We start from the raw sequence: 25,737 nt of genomic DNA on the forward strand, positions 1-25,737 counted from the left end.
CGACGGTGCCCGGCGCGGGTGAGGCGACCGGGAGAGCCGGATGAGGCCTGTCTCATCGCCGGTCCCGTCCGACACTCCCCACGGTGTCCGCCGCGGGTGAGGCCCCCGGGAGACCGCGGTGAGCTGCTCCTCACCGGGACGAGGAACCCCTCACCCACTCCTCCGCCAGCGCCACCCGGGCCTCCGTGGCCGCGGCCCAGTCGTCCTGCTGCACCCGGAACGGGCCGGTCGCCAGGCCGAGGAGCACCCCGGCCACCCGCGCCGCCAGCTCAGCGGCCGGCAGCCGCCCGGCCAGCAGCGCCTGCACCCGCGCCCGGTAGGCGGCCACCGGGCCGGGGTCGCCGAGCCGCTCGAGCAGCGCGAGGTGCGCGACCAGCGTGGCCCAGTCGTCGATGCGCGCGCCCGGCCCGGCGGTGTCGACGTCGAGCAGGCCGCTCACCGCCCCCTCGGACACCAGCAGCTGCGCCTCGTAGAAGTCGCCGTGCACCGGCACCGCCGGGTGCGGCCCGGCCGCCGCGCCGACCGCCGCCACCAGCCGCTCCAGCCGCGGCGCCAGGCCCGGGCAGACCATCCCCAGCACCGTCGCGTGCGCCCGCACCCGCGGCACCGGGTCGGCCGGGTCCCGCCGCCCCACCGACCCGACGGGCGGCAGCGCGTCGAGCAGCGCCCCCAGCGCCGCCGGGTCCGGCAGTGCGGTCGGGTCCCCGGCGAGCGCCGCGCGCATCGGCGTCCCCGGCAGCCCGGGCGACACGACCACGCCGTCGTCGGTGGCCGCGAGCAGCGGCGGCACCGGCACGGACGCCGCGAGCCGCCGGTGCCGGTCGGCGAGGTCGGCGACCGCCGGGGGGCGGACCACCTTGAGGAACCAGCGCCCCGCCGGCGAGGTCACCTCGACCACCGCCCGCCGGCCGGGCCGGTAGGCGCGCAGCCGCAGCCGCGGGCTGCCGACGTCGAGCCCCAGGCCGGCCAGCCGCTCCGCGGTGCGGGCCGCTGACGCCGCCCACGCCAGCCCGGGCAGTGCCGGGTCCAGCGGCCACCGCCACAGCCCGACGGTCACCGGCCGGCCGTCGGGCGCCGCACCCTCGAGGACCGCGGCGCCCGGTGGCACCTCCGCCCCGGTCGTGGCCGCCAGCGACTCCCGCGTGGCCCGGCCGTCGGCCCAGTCGACGACGGCGGTGTAGCGGACGGTCGCCGCCGCGTCGGGCCGCAGCGTCACCGTGCTCGCGGTCAGGCTGCGCAGCCGGCCGCCCAGCGGCCCGAGGACGGCCGCCCACACGTCGGGCGCCGGCTCGCCGAGCAGCACCTGCAGCGACGGCGGCCAGGACGGGGGGACGGCGGTCGGGGCGAGCAGCGCGGAGTCCACCCGTCGACCGTCGTCCGCCCCGGTGACACCGCGGTGAGACGCCGGTGAGGCGCCTCTCATGCCACTCCGGCCTCGCGGGGCCGGTCAGCTGCGCAGGTAGGACGCCCCGTTCACGTCCACGATCGTCCCGGTGCTGAACCGCGCCTCCGGCGAGGCGAGCCACAGCACCGCCGCGGCGACCTCCTCCGGCCGCGCCACGCGGCCGAACGGCGACTGCGCGCGGACGGCGTCCCCGCCCGGCCCGTCGAGCACCTCGCGCGCCATCTCGGTCTGCACGAAGCCCGGCGCCACCGCGGTCACCGAGATGCCCAGCGGCGCGAGCGCCAGCGCCATCGACTGGGCGAACGCGTTCATGCCGGCCTTCGACGCGCCGTAGGCCGGGTTCTGCGGCTCGCCGCGGAAGGCGCCGCGGCTGGACACGTTCACCACGGCGCCCCCTCCGGCGGCCCGCAGGTGCGGCACGGCGCGGAAGGTGGCGTGCGCGGCGCCCAGCAGGTTCACCGCCAGCGTCCGCTCCCACACGTCGCGCCAGTGCTCGAACGAAGACTCGAGCGGGGGAGAGGCCACGAAGACGCCGGCGTTGTTGACCAGCACGTCGAGCCCGCCCAGGGCCTCGGCGGCGGCGTCGACCATCGCACCCACCGCGGCGGCGTCGGCCATGTCGGCCTGCACCAGCGCGTGCCCGTCCCCGGCGAGTTCCGCGAGCACCGCCTCGGCGCGCTCGCGGGAGGTGCCGAAGTGGACGGCCACGCGGTCGCCCCGCCCGGCGAAGGCCCGGGCGATCGAGCGGCCGATGCCGCGGGAGCCGCCGGTGACGAGGACGGCGCGCGAGGAGGAGGAGGTCACGCCGGGGGAGTCAACCAGCGGCCCCGGTGCACGACCTCGTCCAGCCTCCGCCGGCCGCGCTTGAGCGACGGCGAGCGCCGGTCGCCGTCGCCCGGGTAGCCGACCGACACGACGCCGACCGGCCGGTGGGTGGGCGGGATGCCGAACGCCTCGCGGAACGCGTCCACCCGCGGTCCGGGCACGCCGGAGAAGCAGGCGCCCAGGCCCTCGTCGACGGCGGTGAGCAGCACCATCAACGCGGCCATGCCGGCGTCGACGTCCCAGTAGGGCACCGGCCAGCGGGCATCCACAGCGGCGGGGTCGCGGTCGGTCCAGCCCTTGTCCGGCTCGGCGTAGCGCTCCAGGTAGGCGTCCTTGGACGACAGCGGGACCACGAGCAGGGGCGCGCGGCGCATCCGGGTCAGCCACGCGTCGGGGGCCCCGGGGCCGGCGGTCACCGACCAGAACAGGTCCCGGTCCGCGGCCGACTCGAGCACGAGGAACGCCCAGCCCTGGGTGAACCCGGCCGACGGCGCCCGGGTCGCGTGGTCCAGCAGCCGCTCGCGCACCTCCGGCGGCACCGGCCGGTCCGGGTCGTAGTCGCGCACCATGCGGCGCCTGCGGACGACGTCGGCGAACTCCACACCCGGCAGCCTGCCGGAGGTGAGGGAGGCCACCGGCGGCCGGTCCCTAGGCTGGTCGCCGTGCCGACCCTGCAGCTGCTCCCCGCCGTCGACGTCGCCGACGGCCAGGCCGTCCGCCTCGTGCAGGGGGAGGCCGGCAGCGAGACCGCCTACGGCGACCCGCTGGAGGCCGCCCTGCAGTGGCAGCGCGACGGCGCGGAGTGGGTGCACCTGGTCGACCTCGACGCCGCCTTCGGCCGCGGCAGCAACCGCGAGCTGCTGGCCCGCGTCGTCGGCGAGCTCGACGTCGACGTGGAGCTCTCCGGCGGCATCCGCGACGACGCGTCGCTGGCCGCGGCCCTGGCCACCGGGTGCCGCCGCGTCAACCTCGGCACCGCCGCGCTGGAGTCGCCCGACTGGTGCGCCCGGGCCATCGCCGAGCACGGCGACCGGATCGCCGTCGGCCTCGACGTGCGCGGCACCCGGCTGGCCGCCCGCGGCTGGACCCGCGAGGGCGGCGAGCTCTACGAGACCCTCGCCCGCCTCGACGCCGAGGGCTGCGCCCGCTACGTGATCACCGACATCACCAAGGACGGCACGCTGCGCGGCCCCAACCTCGACCTGCTCCGCGAGGTCTGCGCCGCCACCCCGCGCCCCGTGGTCGCCTCGGGCGGGGTCAGCTCGCTCGACGACATCCGGGCGCTGGCCGGGCTGACCGCCGTCGGCGTCGAGGGCGCCATCGTGGGCAAGGCCCTCTACGCGGGCGCCTTCACCCTGCCCGAGGCGCTCGCCGTCACCCGCGAGGCGTCGTCGTGACCGTGCGGCGGATCGGCTCCGGCGGCCCCTGGGAGGACGTCGTCGGCTACAGCCGGGTCGTCGTCGCCGGTGACCAGGCGTGGGTGAGCGGCTGCACCGCCACCGTCGACGGCGAGGTCGTGCACCCCGGCGACGCGGGCGCGCAGGCGCGGGTCGCCTTCGGCGTGCTCGTCGAGGCGCTGGAGTCGGCGGGCCTCCGCGCCGCGGACGTCGTCCGCACCCGCGTGTACGTCACCGACACCTCCCGCTGGGAGGAGGTCGGGCGGGTGCACGGCGAGGTGTTCGGCGCCGTGCGTCCGGCCACCGCCATGATCGGCGTCGCCTCCCTGCTGCACCCCGACATGCTCGTCGAGGTCGAGGCCGACGCCGTGAGGTCGGCGTGACCCTCGCCGTGCGGGTCATCCCGTGCCTCGACGTCGACGCCGGCCGGGTGGTCAAGGGCGTCAACTTCGTCGACCTGCGCGACGCCGGCGACCCGGTCGAGATGGCCCGCGTCTACGACGCCGAGGGCGCCGACGAGCTCACCTTCCTCGACATCACCGCCAGCTCCGGCGACCGCGAGACCACCTACGACGTCGTCCGCCGCACCGCCGAGAGCGTGTTCATCCCGCTCACCGTCGGCGGCGGCGTCCGCAGCCCCGACGACGTCGACCGGCTGCTGCGGGCCGGCGCGGACAAGGTCGCGGTGAACACCGCCGCCGTCGCCCGGCCGGAGCTCATCAGCGAGATCGCCGACCGCTTCGGCAACCAGGTGCTCGTGCTCTCCCTCGACGCCCGCCGGGTGCGTGACGGCGCGGCCACCGACTCCGGCTTCGAGATCACCACCCACGGCGGGCGCCGCGGCACCGGCCGCGACGCGGTCGAGTGGGTGGTGCAGGCCGCGGAGCTCGGCGCCGGCGAGGTGCTGCTCAACTCCATGGACGCCGACGGCACCCGCGCCGGCTTCGACACCGAGCTCATCCGCGCCGTGCGCCGCGAGGTGACCGTGCCGGTGGTCGCGAGCGGGGGAGCGGGCGCGGTCGAGCACTTCCCGCCGGCGGTCGAGGCCGGTGCCGACGCCGTGCTCGCCGCCAGCGTCTTCCACTTCGGCACGCTGCGGATCGGCGACGTCAAGGCCGCGCTGGCCGGCGCCGGCGTCCCCGTCCGGCACGAGCGGGACACCCCGCTGCGCTGAGCCGCGGTTCCGGTCCCCACCTCAGGTGGCGGGCGCGCCGCCCCGCACGGCCACCCGGGCGACCTCCGTCCGGCCGGTCGCCCACAGCAGCACCTCCAGCGGCTCGCCCTCGACCGTGGTGGGCGACGACCCGGCGCGGATGCGCTTCCCGGGCCCCGGGACGTCGCTGCGCTGCAGCACCAGCCCGCCGGGGTGGCGCGGGGCCGCGGTGCGGGCGAACAGCTGCGCCGCGCCCCAGAGCGTGTCGGCGTCGCGCAGCGGCAGCGCGCGGGGCTCCCAGCCCGGCTGGGCGCGGCGTGCGTCCTCGTGGTGGACGGTGAACTCGACGCCGTTGACGACGTCACCCAGCCCCGGCCACCCCATCGGCAGCCACCGCGGCGGGCCCGACCGCACCCGGGCCACCAGCTCCGGGTAGGGCGTCGAGGTGCGCAGCCGCTCCTCCAGCCGGACCGAGTGGGCGTGCAGCCGCTCGCCGACGGGCGTGCGCTCGAGCGCGTAGCCGGGCCCCGCGTCCGGCCGGCGGTCGCGGGTGACCAGGTGCGCGGCGAGGTGGGCCGTCGTCCACCCCTCGCAGCAGGTGGGCGCGTGCGGGCCGAGCGCGTCGAGCAGGTCGGCGAGGTCCGCCCGCTCGCGGGCGGCGAGCGGGCGGGAAGCATCGGTCACCGCTCGGGGTTACCGATCTCGCCCACCCGGAAAACGCCAGGCCCCCCGTCGGGAAGATGGTCAGCCTGGCTGACGACGTGTGGAGCGCCGCCGTCGTCGCACCACCCCGAGGAGACCCGTGCCCCGCGCCCGAGACGCCGTCGTCCGGCGGGGACTGCGCCACGTCGGCCGCGCCATCCGCGAGCAGCGGGGGATGTTCACCCTGGCGGTCCTGGCCAGCAGCCTGTACGCGGGCATGACCGTGCTGTCGGCCTTCGTGATCGGCGGCATCACCGACCGCGTCGTCCTCCCGGCCTTCCGGAACGGCGAGACGACCGCGGGCGCCCTCACCCTGGCCGTCGCGGTGCTCCTGGGCGTCGCCGTCCTCAAGATCCTCGGCATCCTCGGCCGCCGGCTGTTCGCCGGGATCATGGCCTACCGGCTGCAGGCCGACTACCGCCGCCGCGTCACCGGGCAGTACCTGCGGCTGCCGCTCGCCTGGCACCAGCGCCACCCCACCGGCCAGCTGCTCTCCAACGCCAACTCCGACGTCGAGTCCGCCTGGTACTTCGTCTCCCCGCTGCCCTTCGCCTGCGGGACGTTGGTGATGATCGCGATCACCGTCGTCGCGCTGGTGCTCACCGACCCGCTGCTGGCGCTGGTCGGCCTGGTCGTCTTCCCGCTGGTCTTCGTCCTCAACGCCGTCTACTCGCAGGTGATGAGCCCGCGCATGCAGCGCGCCCAGCAGCTGCGCGCCGAGGTCAGCGAGATCGCCCACGAGAGCTTCGACGCGGGCCTGGTGGTCAAGACCCTCGGCCGCGAGGACGTCGAGAGCGCCCGGTTCACCGAGCGCGCGCAGGAGCTGCGCGACGGGCTGGTCGCCGTCGGCCGGGTCCGCGGGCTGTTCGACCCGCTCATGGAGGCGCTGCCCAACCTCGGCACGCTCGCCGTCCTGGTGGTCGGCGCCGGCCGTGTCGCGTCCGGCGACACCGACGCCGGCGACCTGGTGAGCATCGCCTACCTGTTCACCCTGCTCGCGCTGCCCATCCGCGCGATCGGCTGGGTGCTCGCCGACCTCCCGCGCGCGCTCGCCGGCTTCGACCGGGTCACCCCGGTCCTCGACGCCACCGGCGAGACCCCGCACGGCCCGGAGACCGCCGCCACCGGGACCGGCGGGGCGCGGCTGGGCCTGCGCGCGGTCGACCACGTCTTCGACGGCGCCGCGCAGCCGGTGCTCTCCGGGGTCACCTTCGACGTCGCCGCCGGCAGCACGGTCGCCGTCGTCGGGCCGACCGGCTCGGGCAAGTCCACGCTGGCCGGGCTGCTCGTGCGGCTCGTCGACCCCGTCCGCGGCGAGGTGCTCCTCGACGGCGTCGACGTGCGCCGCCTGCGGGAGGGCGAGGTCAGCGGCCAGGCCGCGTTCGTCCCGCAGGGCACCTTCCTCTTCGACGACACCGTGCGCGGCAACGTCACCCTGGGCGGGGACTTCTCCGACGAGCAGGTCCGCGCGGCGCTGCGGGTGGCCGCGGCCGAGGAGTTCGTCGACCGGCTGCCCGAGGGCCTCGACACCCGCGTCGGCGAGCGCGGCGCCACGCTCTCGGGCGGGCAGCGCCAGCGGCTGGCGCTGGCCCGCGCCGTCGTCCGCCGGCCGCGGCTGCTCGTCCTCGACGACGCCACCAGCGCCGTCGACCCCGCCGTCGAGGCGCGCATCCTCGACGCCCTGCGGTCGGCCGAGCGGCCCTCGACCGTGGTCGTGGTCGCCTACCGGCAGGCCACCATCGCGCTGGCCGACGAGGTGGTCTGGCTGGAGAACGGCCGGGTCACCGCCCGCGGCAGCCACGAGGAGCTGCTGGCCACCGTGCCCGGCTACACCGCCCTGGTCCGCGCCTACGCCCAGGCGGAGGTGGCGGCGTGAGCACCGCGAGCACCGTCGACACCGAGCGGCGCGAGGGGGCGTTCGCGACGCTGCGTCGCGGCCTGCGCACCATGCCCGAGTTCCGCCGCGGCCTGCCCGCCACGTTCGCGCTCGCGCTGGTCGCCACGGCCGGGCGGGTGGTCGTGCCGATCGCCGTCCAGCAGGTCATCGACCGCGGCCTGCTCGCCCCCGGCGGTCCCGACCTCGGCCTGGTCCGCACGCTGGTGCTCGTCTGCGCCGTGGTCGTGCTGGTCACCGGCGTCGCGGTGTACCGGATGAACGTCCGGCTGTTCCGCACCACCGAGACCGCGCTGGCCGGGCTGCGCTCCCGGGCGTTCCGGCACGTGCACGACCTCTCGGTGCTGCACCAGCAGGGGGAGCGCCGCGGCTCGCTGGTCTCCCGCGTCACCAGTGACGTCGACCAGCTGTCCACCTTCATGCAGTGGGGCGGCGTGATCGGCGTGGTGAGCCTCGGCCAGCTGGTCGTGGCGACCGTCGTGATGTCCGTCTACTCCTGGCAGCTCACCCTGCTGGTGATCGCCTGCTTCGTGCCGCTGGCGCTCGCCGTCCGCTGGTTCGCCCGCCGGCTGCAGGTCGCCTACGGCGTCGTCCGCGAGCGGGTCGGCGACGTGCTCGCCGCGGTGTCGGAGTCCGTCGTCGGCGCCCCGACCGTGCGCGCCTACGGCATCCGCGAGCGGACGGCGGCCCGCCTCGACCGCTCCATCGGCCGGCACTACCGCGCCCAGGTCGACGCGCAGAAGGTCACCGCCGCGGTGTTCGTCAGCGGCGAGTTCGTCGCCGCGCTCGCCAACGCCGCGGTCATCGTCGTCGGCGTCCTGCTGGGGCTGGCCGGTGAGATCACCGCCGGCACGCTCGTCGCCTTCCTGTTCCTCGTCACGCTGTTCGTCGCCCCGGTGCAGACCGCCACCGAGGTGCTCAACGAGGGCCAGAACGCCATCGCCGGGTTCCGCCGCGTGCTCGACGTCCTCGACACCGAGCCCGACGTCCGCGACCCCGCGGCCACCGGCTCGGCGCTCGAGCTGCCGGACGGGCCGCTCGGCGTGCGGCTCGAGCACGTCACCTTCCGCTACGCACCCGGCGCCCGCCCCGCCCTCGACGACGTCGACCTGGCCCTCGCCCCGCAGCGCAGCTACGCCGTCGTCGGGGAGACCGGCTCGGGCAAGACCACCCTCGCCAAGCTGGTCACCCGGCTCATGGACCCGACGGAGGGCCGCGTCCTGCTCGGCTCCGACCGGGCCGGCTGGGTGCCGCTGACCGAGGTCGCCTTCTCCTCGCTGCGCCGGCGGGTGGGCATGGTGCCGCAGGACGGCTTCCTCTTCGACGCGACCGTCGCCGACAACGTGCGCTACGGCCGGCCCGGCCTGACCGACGCGCAGGTGACGGCGGCCCTCGAGGAGCTCGGCCTGGGCGACTGGCTGGCCGGCCTCGCGCACGGCGTCGCGACCCCGGTCGGCCAGCGCGGCGAGTCGCTGTCGGCGGGGGAGCGGCAGCTGGTCGCCATCGCCCGCGCGCACGTGGCCGCGCCCGACCTGCTCGTGCTCGACGAGGCCACCAGCGCCGTCGACCCGGCCACGGAGCGGCGGCTCACCCAGGCGCTGGAGCGGCTCACCGAGGGCCGGACGACGCTGACCATCGCGCACCGGCTCTCGACCGCGGAGCGCGCCGACGAGGTGCTCGTCGTCGACGCCGGCCGGGTGGTGCAGCGCGGCACGCACGCCGACCTGGTCGACGCCGTCGGCCCGTACGCCCGGCTGCACGCCTCCTGGCGCCGCTCCTCGGCCGGCACCCCCGAGCGCGTCGGCTGAGCCGCCCGGAGCGGGTCCCTAGGCTGCTGGCCGTGACCTCGCCGTTCCCCCGGGCGCCCTCCGGGATGCCCGTCGTCGCCCTCGTCTCCGCCGTCGTCGCGGGCATCGGGGTGCTGCCGCTGGCCCTCGTCGGGGCCACCGCGGTGCTGCTCGGCAACGACGCCGGCGGCCGGGACTGGTGGACCCTCCTGCTGATCACCCCGCCGGTGCTCGAGCTGCTCGGCATCGTCTGGCTGCTCACCCGCCGCGGCCGCTGGCCGCTCGTGGCGGCCGCCGGTGCGTCCCTCGCGGTGACCGGGCTGGTGCTCGGCATGGCCGCCCGGGTCGGCCAGTCGGTGGGCGTCTGGCCCTTCCTGCTGGTCGTCTGCCCGCTGGTGGCCGCGGTCCTGGCGATGACGCCGGCCGTGGGCGCCTGGATCGCCACACGTCCCCGCCCCGACGCCTCGGCCTGACCGCCGTGCCGCCGCCACCCCGCCGGACGACGGCCCGCCGCTCACCGCGGGCGGCCGCCCCGTCGCCGTCCGTCCGCCGGGCCGCCGCGCCCACGCCGGCGGGGCGCCCCCTGGCCGCCCCGTTCGCGCTCGTCTTCGGACTGCTGGTCGCCGCCGAGGACCTCTACCTCGGCTGGCTGCTGTGGAGCCCCCGCGGGCCGGGCTGGCACTGGTTCCTGACCGCGTCGGCGGCCCTGGCGCTGCTGGCCGTCCTCGGCGCGGTCCTGGTGTTCCGCGGCCGGGGGCGCGGCTGGCTGGTCCTCGCCGTCGCCGCCGCGCTCCCGGCCCTGTTGCTGCTCGGCGTCGCGGGGCTGTTCGGCGCACTCGGGGACGGCGGGTCCGTCGGCTGGGCGCTGCTGCTGCTCGCCGGTCCGGCCGGCGCCCTCGTGCTGGCCCTCGGCCGCCCGATCCGGGAGTGGACCCGCCCCGGGCGGAGGACACCGGCGGCGCGGCCGTCGGGGACGGGCCGGCGCGGGGGCGGGGGCCGCTAGCGTGCCGACCGTGACAGACACAGACGTCGTCGTGGTCGGGTCCGGCCTGGCCGGGCTGGTGGCCACCGCCGAGCTGGCCGACGCCGGCCGGCGGGTGGTGCTGCTCGAGCAGGAGCCCGAGGCGTCCTTCGGCGGGCAGGCGTGGTGGTCCTTCGGCGGCCTCTTCCTCGTCGACTCGCCCGAGCAGCGGCGGCTGCGGGTGCGCGACTCCCTCGAGCTGGCCCGCCAGGACTGGTTCGGCACCGCCGCCTTCGACCGCCCCGAGGACCACTGGCCGCGGCAGTGGGCCGAGGCGTACCTGGACTTCGCCGCCGGCGAGAAGCGGGCGTGGCTGCGCGAGCAGGGCGTCGGCTTCTTCCCGGTCGTCGGCTGGGCCGAGCGCGGCGGCTACACCGCCACCGGGCACGGCAACTCCGTGCCCCGCTTCCACATCGTGTGGGGCACCGGGCCCGGGCTCGTCGAGCCGTTCGCCCGGCGGGTGCGCGCGGCCGTCGACCGCGGCCTGGTCGAGCTGCGCTTCCGCCACCGGGTGAGCGAGCTGGTGGTCACCGGCGGCACGGTCACCGGCGTCCGCGGCGCGGTGCTCGAGCCCAGCGACGCCGCCCGCGGCGAGGCCAGCTCCCGCGCCGAGGTGGCGCCCTTCGAGCTGTCCGCGCAGGCCGTCGTCGTCACCTCCGGCGGCATCGGCGGCAACCACGACCTGGTCCGCCGCAACTGGCCCGCGCGCCTGGGCCCGGTGCCGCAGCGGCTGCTGTCCGGCGTCCCGGCGCACGTCGACGGGCTGATGCTGGAGGCCACCGAGAAGGCCGGCGCGAACCTGGTCAACCGCGACCGCATGTGGCACTACACCGAGGGCATCGCCAACCACTCGCCCGTCTGGGCGCAGCACGGCATCCGCATCCTGCCCGGGCCCTCGTCGCTGTGGCTCGACGCCACCGGCCGGCGGCTGCCGGTGCCGCTGTTCCCCGGGTTCGACACCCTCGGCACGCTGGCCCACATCGGGCAGACCGGCCACGAGCACACCTGGTTCGTCGCGACGAGGAAGATCGTGGAGAAGGAGTTCGCGCTCTCGGGCTCCGAGCAGAACCCGGACCTGACGGGCCGCGACGTCCGGCTGCTGCTCAACCGGGTGCGGGCCGGGGTGTCCGCGCCCGTGCAGGCGTTCCTCGACCGCGGCGAGGACTTCGTCACCGCCACGACGCTGCCCGACCTGGTCGCCGGGATGAACCGCGTCACCGGCGGCCGCCCCGAGGTCGACCTCGCCACCGTCGAGCGCGAGGTCCTCGCCCGCGACCGCGAGGTGGCCAACGAGTTCACCAAGGACCTGCAGCTGACCGCCGTCCGCGGGGCGCGCAGCTACCTCGGCGACAAGCTGATCCGGGTCGCGCCGCCGCACCGGCTGCTCGAGCCCGAGGCCGGCCCGCTGATCGCCGTCCGGCTCAACCTGCTCACCCGCAAGACCCTCGGCGGGCTGGAGACCGACCTGTCCGGGCGGGTGCTGCGGCCCGGCGGCGAGGTGTTCCCCGGCCTGTACGCCGCCGGGGAGGTCGCCGGCTTCGGCGGTGGCGGCATGCACGGCTACCGCTCGCTGGAGGGCACCTTCCTCGGCGGCTGCCTGTTCTCCGGCCGCGTGGCCGGCCGGGCGCTGGCGGCGGCGCTGTGAGCAGCCCCTGGGCCGACCCCTCCGCACCGACCGACCCCGCCGGCTACACCGGCCCGCCCGTCACCGCGCCCGCGCCCTACGCCGTCCCGCCCGCCTACCCGCCGCCCTCCCACGGCTGGGCGCCGGGCTACCCGCCCGCCCTCCCGGCGTGGGGCCCCCCGGCGCCGCCGCGGCCGCGCCGGCCCGGGCAGGTCACCACCGCGGCGGTGCTGGGCTTCGTCCAGGCCGGCGTCGTGGCGCTGTCCTCGGCCTACGTGCTCCTGCTGGCCAGCACCCTCGGCACGCTGGCGGTCCTGGGCGGGCAGAGCAGCGGCGAGGCCGAGAGCCTGGTCACCGAGGCGACCGTGCTGAGCGTGGTCCAGCTGCTGTCGGCGGTCGCCCTCGTCGTCGGCGGCGTCCTCGTGCTCAACCGCCGGGGGCGGGCGTCCTGGGCGACGCTGCTCGGCGGGCTCGGCGCGCAACTGGCCATCGCCCTGTACTGGGCGGTGCGGCTGCTCACCCTCGACGGCCTCGCCGGCGGCGTCTCCGGGCCCGGCCCGGTCGGGGTGCTGGTCGTCCTCGTGCTCTTCTACGCCGTCCTGCCGGGCGTGGGCGTGGGCCTGCTGCTCGTCCGGGACGCCCGACGCTGGGCCGACGGCGCCGGGCCCGCCACCGGCTGACCTCCCGGGGCCGCCGGCCGGGGCGGCCCGGGCGCGGTGGGACGATCGGGGCGTGCCCACCGCCGACCCCACCGCCGTCCCCGCGCTGGACCCCGCGGTCGCCGCGCTGCTGCGCCGCGACCCCGCGGGGCTGGTCGCCGCCGTCGTCCAGCAGCACGACACCGGCGAGGTGCTCATGGTCGCCTGGATGGACGACGAGGCGCTGCGGCGCACCCTCACCACCGGCCGGGCCACCTACTGGTCGCGCAGCCGGCGCGAGTACTGGGTGAAGGGGGAGACCTCCGGTCACCGCCAGTGGGTGCACGACGTGCGCCTCGACTGCGACGGCGACGCGCTGCTGCTGCTCGTCGACCAGGAGGGCCCCGCCTGCCACACCGGCGAGCGCTCCTGCTTCTCCCGCCCCCTGGAGGTCAGCCGTGCCGCTCGGTGAGACCAGCCCCTCGCGGGAGGACTTCGCGGTCCTGGACCAGCCGGTGGTGCCGGTCACCCGCCGGCTGCTGGCCGACGGCGAGACCGCGGTCGGCGTCTACCGCAAGCTCGCCGGCAACCGCCCCGGCACGGTGCTGCTCGAGTCCGCCGAACAGGGCAAGCGGTGGGCGCGCTACAGCTTCGTCGGCGTCCGCTCCGCCGGCGTGCTCACCGAGCGCGACGGCGCCACCGTCTGGCTCGGCGACCCGCTGCCCGGCCTCACCGACGACCTGCCCGCCGACCCGCTGGCCGCCGTCCGCACGCTGGCCCGCCGGCTGCGCTCGCCGCGCCGACCCGACCTGCCGCGCCTCACCGGCGGGCTGGTCGGCTACCTGGGCTACGACGTCGTCCGGCGGCTGGAGCGGCTGCCCTCGACCGCCACCGACGACCTGGGCATGCCGGAGCTCGCCCTCACGCTGGTGACCGACCTCGCCGTCCTCGACCACACCGACGGCACCGTGCTGCTCATCGCCAACGCCCTGCCGGGCACGCACGACCACACCGCCGACGCCGGCGCGGCCTGGGACGACGCGGTCGCCCGGCTCGACGCGATGACCGCCGACCTGACCAAGGCGGTGCCGCCGGGCGTGGCCGCGTTCACCCCGGCCGACCCGCCGCCGGTGCGCAGCACCATGGCCGCGGGGGAGTACGAGGCCGGGGTGGAGACCGTCCGCGAGCACATCCGCGCCGGCGACGCCTTCCAGGTGGTGCTGGCCCAGCGCTTCGAGACCGAGACCGACGTCGACGCGCTCGACCTCTACCGGGTGCTGCGCGCCACCAACCCCTCGCCGTACATGTACCTGCTGCGCTTCGCCGGGCGCGAGTCGCCGTTCGACGTCGTCGGCTCCTCGCCCGAGGCCCTGGTCACCGTCACCGGCACCGGCGCGGTGGTGCACCCGCCGGCCGGCACCCGCCCGCGCGGCGTCACCGAGGAGGAGGACGTGCGGCTGGCCGAGGGGCTGCTCGCCGACCCCAAGGAGCGCGCCGAGCACGTCATGCTGGTCGACCTCGCGCGCAACGACCTGGGGCGCGTGTGCGTGCCCGGCACGGTCGAGGTGCCCGACTTCATGCGGGTCGAGCTCTACAGCCACGTCATGCACCTGGTCTCGACGGTGTCCGGCGAGGTCGCCCCCGGCCGCGACGCCCTCGACGTCTTCGACGCGACCTTCCCGGCCGGCACCGTCTCCGGCGCTCCCAAGCCGCGGGCCATGGAGATCATCGAGTCCCTCGAGCCCACCCGGCGGGCGCTCTACGCCGGCACCGTCGGCTACCTCGACGCCAGCGGCGACATGGACATGGCCATCGCCATCCGCACCGCGGTGCTGCACCAGGGCCGGGCCTACGTGCAGGCCGGCGCGGGGATCGTCGCCGACAGCGACCCGGTCACCGAGGAGGCCGAGACCCGGCACAAGGCGCGGGCGGTGCTCTCGGCGATCGCGACCGCGGAGGGCATGCGGGAGGTGCGGTGAACGCCCGGCGCGAGCTGGGCGGCGCGCTGGCCGGCTGCGCGCTGGCCGGCGGGCTGGCGCTGGCGGCCGGGGGGCAGACCTGGGCGACGGTCGACGTCACCCGCCCGGCGCCGCTGCCGCCGGTCACCGAGGTGCTCAGCGGGTCCGACGTCGCGCCGCTGGTCCCCGCCTCGGGCCTGGTGCTGCTGGCCGCCGCGGTCGCCGTCCTCGCCGTCCGGGGTGCCGGCCGGGCCGCGGTGGGCCTCCTGGTGGCCGCCGCCGGGGGAGTGCTCGGCTGGTCGGCCGCCCGCCTGCTCGCCAGCGGCCCGCCGGGCACGCCGCGGGCGCCGGGGGAGACGGCGAGCACCGACCTGGCCACCGGCTGGCCGGTGCTGTGCCTGGTCGCCGCCGTGCTCGCGCTGGCCACCGGGCTGCTCGTGCTCGCCCGCGGACACCGCTGGCCGGGCATGGGCCGCCGCTACGAGCGGACGCCCGGTGCGGCCGCGCCCGCACCGGCCCGGCCCCGCACCGACGAGGAGCGCGCGCTCGACGCGTGGCGCGCGCTCGACCGCGGCGACGACCCCACCGACGACCCCACCGACGACCCCACCGACGACCCCGCCGACGACCCTGCGGCGGGCCCCTCCGGGCGCCGCGCTTAGAGTGGGGCCACCCACCCGACGCGCCCCGGAGCAGCCGGGACGGACCCACGAGCACCCAGCGAGGAGGCGGAGTGACCGTCCTCGACGAGATCGTCGCCGGCGTCCGTGAGGACGTCGCGGCGCGCGAGGCGGCCACCCCGCTGGCCGAGGTGAAGGCCGCCGCCCGCGACGCCCGACCGCCCCTCGACGCCCTGGCGGCCCTGCGCGAGCCGGGGGTCGGCGTCATCGCCGAGGTCAAGCGCCGCAGCCCCAGCAAGGGCGCGCTGGCCGACATCCCCGACCCCGCCGTCCTCGCCGCGCAGTACGCCGCCGGCGGCGCCCGGGTCATCAGCGTGCTGACCGAGCGGCGCCGCTTCGGCGGCTCGCACGCCGACCTGGCCGCCGTCCGCGCCGCCGTCGACGTGCCGGTGCTCTGCAAGGACTTCGTGGTCAGCAGCTACCAGGTGCACGAGGCCCGCGCCCACGGTGCCGACGTCGTCCTGCTCATCGTGGCCGCCCTCGAGCAGAACGTGCTCACCGGCCTGCTCGAGCGGGTCGAGTCGCTGGGCATGACCGCGCTGGTCGAGGTGCACACCGAGGCCGAGGCCGACCGGGCGCTGTCGGCCGGCGCCGCGGTGATCGGCGTCAACGCCCGCGACCTCACCACCCTGGCGGTCGACCGGTCGACCTTCGAGCGGATCGCACCCGGCCTGCCCTCCGAGGTGGTCAAGGTCGCCGAGTCCGGCGTCCGCGGCCCGCACGACCTCATCTCCTACGCCGCGGCCGGTGCCGACGCCGTCCTCGTCGGCGAGGGCCTGGTCACCGCCGGCGACGCCCGCCAGGCCGTGGCCGACCTGGTGACTGCCGGGTCGCACCCGGCCACCCCGCGCACGACCCGCTGAGCAGGCCCCGTCCCGAGGCTCGCGGTGGGCCCCTGCAGGAGGGTCACCACCCGCCACCGACGCACACCGCCCAGCCGTGCCCGGCCGGATCGCGCGACCCGCTGACCCCCTGCTCCGCACGCCGGAGGCCGATCGCGGGACACTGGGGCCATGACGACCAGCGCCGTGCACCCACCCGAGCAGCGACTCGAGTCGGCGCACCCCGCGTGGCCCGATGACACCGGCCACTTCGGCGTCTTCGGCGGCCGCTTCGTCCCCGAGGCCCTGGTGGCCGCACTCGACGACCTCACCGCCGCCTTCGAGGCCATGCGCGTCGACCCGGCCTTCGTCGAGGAGTTCGCCGCGCTGCAGCGCGACTACACCGGCCGCCCGAGCCCGGTCACCGAGGTGTCGCGGTTCGCCGAGCACTGCGGCGGCGCCCGGGTGCTGCTCAAGCGCGAGGACCTCAACCACACCGGCTCGCACAAGATCAACAACGTGCTGGGCCAGGCGCTGCTCACCCGGCGCATCGGCAAGCAGCGGGTCATCGCCGAGACCGGCGCCGGCCAGCACGGCGTCGCGACGGCGACCGCGGCGGCGCTCATGGGGCTGTCCTGCACCGTCTACATGGGCGAGGAGGACACCCGCCGCCAGGCGCTCAACGTCGCCCGCATGCGGCTGCTGGGGGCCGAGGTGATCCCCGTGACCACCGGCTCGCGCACCCTCAAGGACGCCATCAACGAGGCCTTCCGCGACTGGGTGACCAACGTCGAGACGACCAACTACGTCTTCGGCACCGTCGCCGGCCCGCACCCCTTCCCGCTCATGGTCCGCGAGTTCCAGCGGGTCATCGGCGACGAGGCGCGCGCCCAGGTGCTCGAGCGCGAGGGCCGGCTGCCCGACGCCGTCCTCGCCTGCGTGGGCGGCGGTTCCAACGCGATCGGGGTCTTCACCGCGTTCGTCCCCGACGAGGGGGTGCGGCTGGTCGGCCTGGAGGCCGCCGGCGACGGCGTCGAGACCGGCCGGCACGCGGCCACGATCACCGGCGGCTCGCCCGGCGTGCTGCACGGCGCCCGCTCCTACCTGCTGCAGGACGACAACGGGCAGACCGTCGAGTCGCACTCGATCAGCGCCGGCCTGGACTACCCGGGCGTGGGCCCGGAGCACTCGTACCTGCACGACATCGGCCGCGCCGAGTACCGGCCGGTCACCGACGCCGAGGCCATGGAGGCCTTCGCGCTGCTGTCGCGCACCGAGGGCATCATCCCGGCGATCGAGTCCGCGCACGCCCTGGCCGGCGCGATGCGGCTGGGCCGGGAGCTCGGGCCGGACGCGCTGCTGTTGGTCAACCTCTCCGGGCGCGGGGACAAGGACGTCGAGACCGCCTCGCGCTGGTTCGGGCTGGGCGACCGCACCGAGGTCGACCCCGGCCCCGGCATGGACACCGACCAGCAGCCCACCGAGGGCGCGGTCACCGCCGGTGACGCGGTGCCCGGCCAGGACGCGGGGAGCCAGTCGTGAGCGGGTCGGCGAGCCCAGCGGGGACGGAGCAGCGCCCCGAGCGGCCGACGAGCGCCGCCGAGGAGAGCCGGTGAGCGCGCTGGAGGACCGCATCGGGGCGGCCCGCGCCGAGGGCCGCGCCGCCCTGGTCGCCTACCTGCCGGTGGGCCACCCGACGGTCGAGGACTCGATCGCCGCGATGACCGCGGCGGTCGAGGGCGGGGCCGACGTCGTCGAGATCGGCGTCCCCTACAGCGACCCCGGCATGGACGGGCCGGTGATCCAGCAGGCCGTCGACGTCGCCGTCCGCGCGGGCGTGGGCATGCGCGACGTGCTGCGCGCGGTGGAGGCGGTGGCCGCGGCCGGCGCCGTGCCGGTGGTGATGAGCTACTGGAACCCGATCGAGCGCTACGGCGTCGAGCGGTTCGCCACCGACCTGGCCGCGGCCGGGGGAGCGGGGGCCATCACCCCCGACCTCATCCCCGACGAGGCGGGGCCGTGGCTGGCCGCCTCGGACGCGGCCGGTCTCGACCGCGTCTTCCTCGTCGCGCCGTCGTCCATCGACGCCCGGCTGCGCGCCACCGCGGAGGCCTGCCGCGGGTTCGTCTACGCCGCCTCCACCATGGGCGTGACCGGCACCCGCGCCACGGTCGGCGACGCCGCCGAGCGGCTGGTCGCCCGCACCCGCGCGGTCACCGACAAGCCGGTCTGCGTCGGCCTCGGCGTCTCTGACGGCGACCAGGCCGCCGAGGTCGGCCGCTTCGCCGACGGCGTCATCGTCGGGTCGGCCTACGTGCGCGAGCTGCTCGAGGGGCGCGGTCCCGAGGGCGTGCGCGCGCTGTCGGCCCAGCTGGCCGAGGGCGTCCGCCGCCGCTCGACGGTGTCGCCGTGACGCCGCTGGCGGTGATCCCCAGCCCCACGCAGGGCGTCTGGGAGCTCGGGCCGTTCCCGATCCGGGCCTACGCGCTGTGCATCATCGCGGGCATCGTGCTGGCCTGCTGGATCACCGAGCGGCGCTGGGTGGCCCGCGGCGGCCGCCCCGGCGAGGTGCTCGACATCGCCGTGTGGGCGGTGCCCTTCGGCATCCTCGGCGGCCGGCTCTACCACGTGGTCACCACGCCGCAGCCCTACTTCGGCGAGGGCGGCGACCCGCTGCGTGCCTTCGCCATCTGGGAGGGCGGCCTCGGCATCTGGGGCGCCATCGCCCTCGGCGCGGTGGGCGCGTGGATCGCCTGCCGCCGCCGCGGCATCCCGCTACCGGCCTTCGGCGACGCCCTCGCCCCGGGCCTGCTGGTGGCGCAGGCGGTCGGCCGGCTGGGCAACTGGTTCAACAACGAGCTCTACGGCGGCCCCACCGACCTCCCGTGGGCGCTGCGCGTCCACGAGTGGGACGGGCGGGAGGCGGTGCTCGGCGCCGACGGGCAGCCGGTCGTGCTGGGCACCTTCCACCCCACCTTCCTCTACGAGCTGCTGTGGTGCCTCGCCGCCGCGGCCGTCGTCGTCTGGGCCGACCGCCGGTTCCGGCTCTCCCACGGCCGCGCGTTCGCGCTGTGCGTGGCGCTCTACTGCGCCGGCCGGTTCTGGATCGAGCTGCTGCGCACCGACCCGGCGAACACGTTCTTCGGCATCCGGTTGAACGTCTTCACCGCCGTCCTCGTCGGGCTGCTCGCGGTGGCCTCCCTGGTGTGGCAGCGCGGCCGCCCGCGGGAGGTCCTCGACCGCACCGGCGGGGGTGACGACGGCGACACCCCGACGGTCGCCGGCGAGGGGCCCGACGAGGCCCCGACCGGCACCGACGCCGGCCCGTCGGACCGGTCGCGGGACCGGTCCCACGACACGCCGGGGACGCCCTGACGGGACGCGCCGCAGCGGCGGTCCGACGGCGCTGACCCGGTGTTGCGGCTGTGTACCCTCCTGTGCAGACAGCCCAGCGATCCTGGGTGGTCATCCGTGTCGGAACCGGGCCAGCGCTGCCCCGCGGACGACGACCCCACGGCACCGACCCCCGTGGGGCTCGCGAGCCGGACCTGCCCGGGCCACCGTGTCCCGGCCGGCCGTCGGCTCACCGCAGTCCTCCGCCTGCACCTCCGCCGCACCGCCCCTTGACCACCGGCCGGGCACCCGTGCCCCCGCCCCGTCGCCTGCGCGACGGCGTGACGGCCGACGACGGGAGTGATCATGTCCGGGTCCCACACCCCCGCCCCCCGGGCCGTGCCGTTCTCGGCCGTGCCCCCGGCCACCGGTCTCTACGACCCCGCCAACGACTCGGACGCCTGCGGCGTCGCCCTCGTGGCCGACGCCCGGGGCCGCAGCTCGCGCTCGATCGTGGCCGCCGGCCTGACCGCGCTGCACAACCTCGACCACCGCGGCGCCGCGGGTGCCGAGCCCAACTCCGGGGACGGCGCCGGGATCCTCACCCAGGTGCCCGACCGGCTGCTGCGCGCCAGCGTCGACTTCGACCTGCCGCCGGTGGGGGAGTACTCCGTCGGCATCGCCTTCCTGCCCGTCGACGCCGAGGAGCGGGCCGCCCGCCACGCCGACGTCGCGCGGATCGCTGCCGAGGAGGGCCTGACCGTCCTCGGTTGGCGCGACGTGCCGGTCGACCCCGACGGCGCCGACCTCGGGCCCACCGCCCGCGCGGTCATGCCGCACTTCGCCCAGCTCTTCGTCGCCGAGACGATGGGCGCCCGCGCCGACGCGGCGGCCTTCGGCGGCCCGGTGTCGGTCAACGGCGTCACCCGCCTCGAGCGGCGCTCCTTCGTGCTGCGCAAGCGCGCCGAGCGCGAGGCCCGCGAGGCCGGCAGCTCGATGTACGTGGTGTCGCTGTCCTCGCGCACCGTCACCTACAAGGGCATGCTGACCACCGACCAGCTGCCGGCGTTCTTCCCCGACCTGCGCGACGAGCGCTACGAGTCGGCGATCGCCCTGGTGCACAGCCGGTTCTCCACCAACACCTTCCCCAGCTGGCCGCTGGCCCACCCGTTCCGGTTCATCGCCCACAACGGCGAGATCAACACGATCAAGGGCAACCGCAACCGGATGCGCGCCCGCGAGGCCAAGCTCGAGACGGAGCTGTTCGACGGCCCCGCCGGCCCCGCCGCCGAGCTCGGCCTGGAGCGGGTCTTCCCGGTCACCGCGAGCGACTTCAGCGACTCGGCCACCTTCGACGAGGTGCTCGAGCTGCTGCACCTGTCGGGCCGCTCGCTGCCGCACGCCGTGCTGATGATGATCCCGGAGGCGTGGGAGAACCACGACGAGATGGACCCGGCCCGCCGGGCCTTCTACCGGTTCCACTCCTCGATCATGGAACCCTGGGACGGGCCGGCCTGCGTGGCCTTCACCGACGGCACCATCGTCGGGGCGGTCCTGGACCGCAACGGCCTGCGCCCCGGGCGCTGGTGGCGGACGAAGGACGACCTGGTCGTGCTCGCCAGCGAGGCCGGCGTGCTCGACATCCCGGCCGGCGACGTCGTCGCCAAGGGCCGGCTGCAGCCGGGCCGGATGTTCCTCGTCGACACCGCCTCCGGGCGGATCGTCTCCGACGAGGAGGTCAAGGGCGCCCTGGCCGCCGAGCACCCCTACGAGGACTGGCTGCACGCCGGGCTGGTGCACCTGCCCTCGCTGCCCGAGCGGCGGCGGGCCCGGCCCAGCCACGAGTCCGTCGTCCGCCGGCAGCTGCTGTTCGGCTACACCGAGGAGGACCTGCGCGTCCTGCTCACCCCGATGGCGTCCTCGGGGGCGGAGCCGATCGGCTCGATGGGCACCGACACCCCGATCGCGGCGCTGTCGGACCGCTCCCGGCTGCTCTACGACTACTTCGGGCAGCTGTTCGCCCAGGTGACCAACCCGCCGCTGGACGCCATCCGCGAGGAGCTGGTGACCAGCCTGGGCCGCACCTTCGGTCCCGAGCAGAACCTGCTCACGGCGACCCCCGCGTCCTGCCGGCAGGTGTTCCTGCCCTACCCGGTCATCGACAACGACGAGCTGGCCAAGATCCTGCACATCGACGACGACGGCGACCTGCCCGGGTTCGCCGCCGTGCGGATCACCGGCCACTTCGACGTCACCGGCGGCGGGCCCGCGCTGGTGCAGGCGGTCGAGGAGCTGCGCAGCAAGGTCAGCCGGGCGATCGCGGCCGGCGCGCGGGTCATCGTGCTCTCCGACCGCGACTGCGACGAGCGGCGCGCGCCGATCCCGTCGCTGCTGATGACCGCCGCCGTCCACCACCAGCTGGTGCGCGAGCGCACCCGCATGGAGGTCGGCCTGGTCGTCGAGTCCGGCGACTGCCGCGAGGTGCACCACGTCGCGCTGCTGCTCGGCTACGGCGCGGCCGCGGTCAACCCCTACCTGGCCTTCGAGTCCATCGAGGACCTCATCCGCGACGGCGTGCTCACCGGCGTGCAGCCGGCGCAGGCCGTGCGCAACGTGGTCAAGGCGCTGGGCAAGGGCGTCCTGAAGGTCATGAGCAAGATGGGCATCAGCACCGTCGGCTCGTACACGATGGCGCAGATCTTCGAGGCGGTCGGCCTGTCCCAGGAGGTCGTCGACGAGTACTTCACTGGCACCTCCGCGCCCCTGGGCGGCGTGGGCGTCGACGTGCTCGCCGAGGAGGTCGCCATGCGGCACCGGCGCGCCTACCCGCAGAACCCGACCGAGCGGGCGCACCGCCGGCTGGAGACCGGCGGGGAGTACCAGTGGCGCCGCGAGGGCGAGGTGCACCTGTTCAACCCCGAGACGGTGTTCCTCCTGCAGCACTCCACCCGCTCGCGGCAGTACGAGGTCTTCGAGCGCTACACGCAGACGGTCGACCAGCTCTCGGAGGACGCCGCGACACTGCGCGGGCTGTTCACGCTCAGGACGGGCGTGCGCGAGCCGGTGCCGCTGGAGGAGGTCGAGCCGGCCAGCGAGATCGTCAAGCGCTTCCAGACCGGCGCGATGAGCTACGGCTCCATCTCGCAGGAGGCGCACGAGACGCTGGCCATCGCGATGAACCGGCTCGGCGGGCGGTCCAACACCGGTGAGGGCGGCGAGGACCCCGACCGGTTCGTGCCCGACCCCAACGGCGACCTGCGCCGCTCGGCGATCAAGCAGGTGGCCAGCGGCCGCTTCGGCGTGACCAGCGAGTACCTGGTCAACTCCGACGACATCCAGATCAAGATGGCGCAGGGCGCCAAGCCCGGCGAGGGCGGCCAGCTGCCCGGCGGCAAGGTCTACCCGTGGGTGGCCCGCACGCGGCACTCGACGCCGGGCGTCGGCCTGATCAGCCCGCCGCCGCACCACGACATCTACTCGATCGAGGACCTCAAGCAGCTGATCCACGACCTGAAGAACGCCAACACCGAGGCGCGGGTCAACGTCAAGCTGGTCGCCGAGGTCGGCGTCGGGACGGTCGCGGCCGGCGTGAGCAAGGCGCACGCCGACGTGGTGCTCATCTCCGGGCACGACGGCGGCACCGGCGCCGCGCCGCTGACCTCGCTCAAGCACGCGGGCTCGCCGTGGGAGCTGGGCCTGGCCGAGACGCAGCAGACGCTGCTGGCCAACGGCCTGCGCGACCGGATCGTGGTGCAGGTCGACGGGCAGATGAAGACCGGCCGCGACGTCATGGTCGCGATGCTGCTGGGCGCCGAGGAGTACGGCTTCGCCACCGCCCCGCTGGTCGTCTCCGGCTGCATCATGATGCGGGTCTGCCACCTCGACACCTGCCCGGTCGGCGTGGCCACGCAGAACCCGGAGCTGCGCAAGCGGTTCACCGGCCGGCCCGAGTTCGTGGTGACCTTCTTCGAGTTCCTCGCCGAGCAGGTGCGGCAGCACCTGGCCGAGCTGGGCTTCCGCTCGGTCGACGAGGCGGTCGGCCACGTCGAGCTGCTCGACACCCGGCAGGCGGTCGACCACTGGAAGGCCCGCGGGCTCGACCTGTCGAGGATGCTGGCCCTGCCCGAGCTGCCCGAGGGGACCCCGCGGCGCGCCGTCCGCACCCAGGACCACGGCCTCGACGTCGCGCTGGACCAGACGCTGCTCCAGCTGTGCGAGGGCGCCCTGCTCGACGCGCGGCCGGTCACCCTCGAGCTCCCGGTGCGCAACGTCAACCGCACGGTCGGCACGATGCTCGGCTCGATGGTCACCCGCCGCTTCGGCGGCGAGGGCCTGCCCGACGGCACGATCGACCTGACCTTCACCGGGTCGGCCGGCCAGTCCTTCGGCGCCTTCGTGCCGCGCGGGATCACCATGCGGCTGCTCGGTGACGCCAACGACTACGTCGGCAAGGGGCTCTCGGGCGGGCGGGTCGTGGTCCGCCCGGCGCGGGAGGCGACCTTCGCCGCCGAGGACAACGTCATCGCCGGCAACGTCATCGGCTACGGCGCGACCGGCGGGGAGCTGTTCCTGCGCGGCCGGGTCGGCGAGCGGTTCTGCGTGCGCAACTCCGGCGCGCTGGCCGTCGTCGAGGGCGCCGGCGACCACGCGCTGGAGTACATGACCGGCGGCCGCGCGGTGATCCTCGGGCCGACCGGGCGCAACGTGGCAGCCGGCATGTCCGGCGGCGTCGGCTACGTCCTGGACCTGGCCCGCCACCGGGTCAACCCCGAGATGGTGGACGTCGAGCCGCTGGACGTGGAGTCCGCGTCGTGGCTGCGCGAGGTCCTGGTCCGCTACCAGGCCGAGACCGAGTCGCCGGTGGCCGCCGCGCTGCTGGCCGACTGGGGCCGCTGGTCCGAGCAGTTCAGCACGATCATGCCGCGCGACTACCGCCGCGCACTCGAGGCCCGGCGCGCCGCCGAGGCCGCCGGGACCGACGTCGACCGAGCAGTGATGGAGGCCGCACGTGGCTGACTCCACGGGGTTCCTGAAGTACGAGCGGGCGATGCCGCCGCGGCGGCCCGTCGACGTCCGCATCCTGGACTGGAAGGACGTCTACCTCTCCCGGCAGAGCGGGGAGGACGCCGTCTACCCGGTCGCGGCGCTGCGCCAGCAGGCCGCCCGGTGCATGGACTGCGGCATCCCGTTCTGCCACCACGGCTGCCCGCTGGGCAACCTGATCCCGGAGTGGAACGACCTGGCCCGCCGCGACGACTGGCGCGAGGCCATCGAGCGGCTGCACGCGACCAACAACTTCCCGGAGTTCACCGGGAAGCTGTGCCCCGCCCCGTGCGAGGGCTCCTGCGTGCTGAACCTGCAGGACTCGCCGGTCACGATCAAGCAGATCGAGTGGGAGATCGTCGACCAGGCCTTCGAGCGGGGCTTCGTCGAGCCGCAGGCCCCCGCCGAGCGCACCGGCAGGAAGGTCGCCGTCGTCGGGTCCGGCCCGGCGGGGCTGGCCGCCGCGCAGCAGCTCACCCGCGCCGGGCACGACGTCACCGTCTACGAGCGCGCGGACCGCGTCGGCGGGCTGCTCCGCTACGGCATCCCCGAGTTCAAGATGGAGAAGTCCGTCCTGGACCGGCGGCTGGACCAGATGCGGGCCGAGGGCACCCGCTTCGTCACCGGTGTCGAGGTCGGCGGCAGCGGCGAGGGCGACCTGTCGGCCGAGCAGCTGCGCGGCGAGCACGACGCCGTCGTCCTCGCCGGCGGGGCCACCGTCGGCCGCGACCTGCCCGTGCCCGGCCGTGAGCTCGCCGGGATCCACCTGGCGATGGAGTTCCTGCCCTTCGGCAACCGGCAGGCGCTCGGCGAGCTCGACGACCCGCCCATCAGCGCGAAGGGCCTCGACGTGGTCATCATCGGCGGCGGGGACACCGGCGCGGACTGCCTGGGCACCTCGCACCGGCAGGGCGCCCGCTCGGTGACCCAGCTGGAGATCATGCCGGCCCCGCCGGACAAGCGCGCCGAGGGCAACCCCTGGCCCACCTACCCGATGATCATGCGCATCTCCTCGGCCCACGAGGAGGGCGGCGAGCGGCTGTACTCGGTCAACACCGAGCGCTTCCTCGGCGACGACGACGGTCACGTCCGGGCCCTGCTCATCCACGAGGTGCGCCGGGTCGAGGGCCGCTTCGAGAAGGTCGAGGGCACCGAGCGCGAGCTGCCCGCCCAGCTGGTGCTGCTGGCCATGGGCTTCACCGGCGCCCAGCGCGAGGGCCTCGTGGAGACCCTGGGGCTCGAGCTCGACGCCCGCGGCAACGTCGCGCGCGACGGCGAGTTCATGGCCACGGTGCCCGGCGTGTTCGTCGCCGGGGACGCCGGCCGCGGCCAGTCGCTCATCGTGTGGGCCATCGCCGAGGGCCGCGCCGCTGCCGGCGCCGTCGACGCGTACCTGACCGGCAGCTCGATGCTGCCGCGCCCGGTCACCCCCACGGCGGTCGCGCTGCGCTAGACG

General features: G+C 76.1%; 22 protein-coding genes. 18 read left to right on the forward strand and 4 right to left on the reverse strand.

Annotated elements, in window-relative coordinates; genetic code table 11:
- Positions 1–130: 130 nt before the first annotated feature.
- The 3 genes from BMZ33_RS11995 to BMZ33_RS12005 all read right to left on the reverse strand — a co-directional run bounded on the left by BMZ33_RS11995 (position 131) and on the right by BMZ33_RS12005 (position 2,832).
- Positions 131–1,363 carry an aminoglycoside phosphotransferase/kinase family protein gene (locus BMZ33_RS11995; RefSeq protein WP_091110473.1) on the reverse strand — a complete coding sequence of 411 codons (1,233 nt, stop codon included), beginning with the start codon at positions 1,361–1,363 and terminating at the stop codon, positions 131–133.
- An 84-nt stretch (positions 1,364–1,447) separates the two neighbouring features.
- The gene (locus BMZ33_RS12000; RefSeq protein ID WP_091110477.1) at positions 1,448–2,209 is read right to left on the reverse strand and encodes an SDR family NAD(P)-dependent oxidoreductase; all 762 of its coding nucleotides are present in this window, start codon (positions 2,207–2,209) and stop codon (positions 1,448–1,450) included.
- The gene (locus BMZ33_RS12005; RefSeq protein ID WP_091110958.1) at positions 2,206–2,832 is read right to left on the reverse strand and encodes a nitroreductase family protein; all 627 of its coding nucleotides are present in this window, start codon (positions 2,830–2,832) and stop codon (positions 2,206–2,208) included. The genes BMZ33_RS12000 and BMZ33_RS12005 overlap by 4 nt, the downstream gene beginning before the upstream one ends.
- A gap of 60 nt (positions 2,833–2,892) precedes the next feature.
- Here BMZ33_RS12005 and priA point away from each other — a divergent pair, with 60 nt between their 5' ends.
- Genes priA through hisF form a run of 3 tightly spaced genes read left to right on the forward strand, consistent with a single transcriptional unit; the run spans position 2,893 to position 4,801 of the window.
- Positions 2,893–3,627 (forward strand): bifunctional 1-(5-phosphoribosyl)-5-((5-phosphoribosylamino)methylideneamino)imidazole-4-carboxamide isomerase/phosphoribosylanthranilate isomerase PriA, encoded by a 735-nt coding sequence (gene priA, locus BMZ33_RS12010; protein ID WP_091110480.1) that lies wholly within the window; start codon positions 2,893–2,895, stop codon positions 3,625–3,627.
- Positions 3,624–4,010, forward strand: coding sequence for a RidA family protein (locus tag BMZ33_RS12015; protein WP_091110483.1), 387 nt, complete (start codon positions 3,624–3,626; stop codon positions 4,008–4,010). Before priA ends, BMZ33_RS12015 begins: the two co-directional genes overlap by 4 nt.
- Positions 4,007–4,801: an imidazole glycerol phosphate synthase subunit HisF gene (hisF, locus tag BMZ33_RS12020; protein ID WP_091110485.1), complete on the forward strand. Its 795-nt coding sequence runs from the start codon at positions 4,007–4,009 to the stop codon at positions 4,799–4,801. Before BMZ33_RS12015 ends, hisF begins: the two co-directional genes overlap by 4 nt.
- Before the next feature lie 21 nt (positions 4,802–4,822).
- On the opposite strand, the gene BMZ33_RS12025 is transcribed toward hisF, so the two are convergent.
- Positions 4,823–5,464, reverse strand: a complete 642-nt coding sequence (locus tag BMZ33_RS12025; RefSeq protein WP_091110488.1) for a TIGR03085 family metal-binding protein — start codon at positions 5,462–5,464, stop codon at positions 4,823–4,825.
- Positions 5,465–5,582: 118 nt separating this feature from the next.
- Here BMZ33_RS12025 and BMZ33_RS12030 point away from each other — a divergent pair, with 118 nt between their 5' ends.
- The 15 genes from BMZ33_RS12030 to BMZ33_RS12100 all read left to right on the forward strand — a co-directional run bounded on the left by BMZ33_RS12030 (position 5,583) and on the right by BMZ33_RS12100 (position 25,734).
- Entirely contained in the window at positions 5,583–7,358 is a 1,776-nt protein-coding gene (locus tag BMZ33_RS12030; protein WP_169064218.1) for an ABC transporter ATP-binding protein, read from the forward strand.
- Positions 7,355–9,184, forward strand: a complete 1,830-nt coding sequence (locus BMZ33_RS12035; protein WP_169064219.1) for an ABC transporter ATP-binding protein — start codon at positions 7,355–7,357, stop codon at positions 9,182–9,184. The genes BMZ33_RS12030 and BMZ33_RS12035 overlap by 4 nt, the downstream gene beginning before the upstream one ends.
- A gap of 32 nt (positions 9,185–9,216) precedes the next feature.
- Positions 9,217–9,636, forward strand: coding sequence for a hypothetical protein (locus tag BMZ33_RS12040; protein WP_091110491.1), 420 nt, complete (start codon positions 9,217–9,219; stop codon positions 9,634–9,636).
- A gap of 5 nt (positions 9,637–9,641) precedes the next feature.
- On the forward strand, positions 9,642–10,166 hold the full coding sequence (locus BMZ33_RS12045; protein WP_091110493.1) for a hypothetical protein: 525 nt from the start codon (positions 9,642–9,644) through the stop codon (positions 10,164–10,166).
- 10 nt (positions 10,167–10,176) lie between these two features.
- Positions 10,177–11,829 (forward strand): FAD-binding dehydrogenase, encoded by a 1,653-nt coding sequence (locus BMZ33_RS12050; RefSeq protein ID WP_091110967.1) that lies wholly within the window; start codon positions 10,177–10,179, stop codon positions 11,827–11,829.
- Positions 11,826–12,488 (forward strand): hypothetical protein, encoded by a 663-nt coding sequence (locus tag BMZ33_RS12055; protein WP_091110496.1) that lies wholly within the window; start codon positions 11,826–11,828, stop codon positions 12,486–12,488. The genes BMZ33_RS12050 and BMZ33_RS12055 overlap by 4 nt, the downstream gene beginning before the upstream one ends.
- Positions 12,489–12,540: 52 nt before the next feature.
- Positions 12,541–12,918, forward strand: a complete 378-nt coding sequence (hisI, locus tag BMZ33_RS12060; RefSeq protein WP_091110499.1) for a phosphoribosyl-AMP cyclohydrolase — start codon at positions 12,541–12,543, stop codon at positions 12,916–12,918.
- On the forward strand, positions 12,905–14,425 hold the full coding sequence (locus BMZ33_RS12065) for an anthranilate synthase component I (protein WP_091110502.1): 1,521 nt from the start codon (positions 12,905–12,907) through the stop codon (positions 14,423–14,425). The genes hisI and BMZ33_RS12065 overlap by 14 nt, the downstream gene beginning before the upstream one ends.
- Positions 14,422–15,066, forward strand: coding sequence for a Trp biosynthesis-associated membrane protein (locus BMZ33_RS12070; protein WP_091110504.1), 645 nt, complete (start codon positions 14,422–14,424; stop codon positions 15,064–15,066). Before BMZ33_RS12065 ends, BMZ33_RS12070 begins: the two co-directional genes overlap by 4 nt.
- Before the next feature lie 71 nt (positions 15,067–15,137).
- Complete coding sequence (gene trpC, locus BMZ33_RS12075; RefSeq protein ID WP_091110506.1) at positions 15,138–15,947, forward strand: indole-3-glycerol phosphate synthase TrpC; 810 nt, start codon at positions 15,138–15,140, stop codon at positions 15,945–15,947.
- Positions 15,948–16,097: 150 nt separating this feature from the next.
- Positions 16,098–17,447: a tryptophan synthase subunit beta gene (trpB, locus tag BMZ33_RS12080; RefSeq protein WP_091110509.1), complete on the forward strand. Its 1,350-nt coding sequence runs from the start codon at positions 16,098–16,100 to the stop codon at positions 17,445–17,447.
- A gap of 70 nt (positions 17,448–17,517) precedes the next feature.
- Positions 17,518–18,318: a tryptophan synthase subunit alpha gene (gene trpA / locus BMZ33_RS12085; RefSeq protein ID WP_091110512.1), complete on the forward strand. Its 801-nt coding sequence runs from the start codon at positions 17,518–17,520 to the stop codon at positions 18,316–18,318.
- Positions 18,315–19,280: a prolipoprotein diacylglyceryl transferase gene (lgt, locus tag BMZ33_RS12090; RefSeq protein ID WP_091110515.1), complete on the forward strand. Its 966-nt coding sequence runs from the start codon at positions 18,315–18,317 to the stop codon at positions 19,278–19,280. The genes trpA and lgt overlap by 4 nt, the downstream gene beginning before the upstream one ends.
- Positions 19,281–19,604: 324 nt before the next feature.
- Positions 19,605–24,254 carry a glutamate synthase large subunit gene (gltB, locus tag BMZ33_RS12095; RefSeq protein WP_169064220.1) on the forward strand — a complete coding sequence of 1,550 codons (4,650 nt, stop codon included), beginning with the start codon at positions 19,605–19,607 and terminating at the stop codon, positions 24,252–24,254.
- Positions 24,247–25,734 (forward strand): glutamate synthase subunit beta, encoded by a 1,488-nt coding sequence (locus BMZ33_RS12100; protein WP_091110517.1) that lies wholly within the window; start codon positions 24,247–24,249, stop codon positions 25,732–25,734. Before gltB ends, BMZ33_RS12100 begins: the two co-directional genes overlap by 8 nt.
- Positions 25,735–25,737: the final 3 nt, after the last annotated feature.

The sequence above is a fragment of the Geodermatophilus dictyosporus genome, assembly GCF_900115505.1.
GTDB lineage: Bacteria > Actinomycetota > Actinomycetes > Mycobacteriales > Geodermatophilaceae > Geodermatophilus > Geodermatophilus dictyosporus.

Coding starts and splice junctions, on each gene's coding strand:
- trpB (WP_091110509.1), top strand. CDS start 16,098: ATGACGACCAGCGCCGTGCACCCACCCGAGCAGCGACTCGAGTCGGCG.
- gltB (WP_169064220.1), top strand. CDS start 19,605: ATGTCCGGGTCCCACACCCCCGCCCCCCGGGCCGTGCCGTTCTCGGCC.